General features: G+C 59.4%; 1 rRNA gene. It reads left to right on the forward strand.

Features of this window, described 5'->3' with window-relative positions:
* A 16S ribosomal RNA gene (locus ABD259_RS25760) occupies positions 1-51 on the forward strand; the annotation flags it as partial.
* Between the last annotated feature and the right edge of the window lie 452 nt (positions 52-503).

Below are 503 nucleotides of genomic sequence, written 5' to 3' on the forward strand. Positions count from 1 at the left end.
AAGTCGTAACAAGGTAGCCGTACCGGAAGGTGCGGCTGGATCACCTCCTTTCTAAGGAGTCTTTAGTGGCTGGCTGTTGCATTGGTCGTTGTGGCCGGTGGCGGTTGGCGGACTCGAAAGTGGGCCCGGCATGGTGGTTGATGCTTCTTCGGGGGTGTTGGCCGGGTGTCGGGATGGCTGGGCTGAAGAACGAACTTCCGCATCTCGTCTTGGAAGAGGGGGTGCGGGCGCGCTGTTGGGTGTCTGAGGATGCAACCGCATGGTTGTGTTCGCTGGATGCCACCCTGACGAAGACCCCGGGGGTTGTGGTCGTTCTGCTTGTGTGGGCTGGTTGTGTGACTGGTCTGCGGGTAGGAGTTGCGGCTGCTGCTGGTGGGTTGTGGTTGGGTGTGTGGCTGGTGTTTTGATTCGTGGATAGTGTGCGCGAGCATCTTGTATCTGTGGTGGCCAAGTTAGTGTGGCATACGGTGGATGCCTTGGCACCAGGCGCCGATGAAGGACGT

Source organism: Nocardiopsis rhodophaea (assembly GCF_039530945.1).
GTDB lineage: Bacteria > Actinomycetota > Actinomycetes > Streptosporangiales > Streptosporangiaceae > Nocardiopsis_C > Nocardiopsis_C rhodophaea.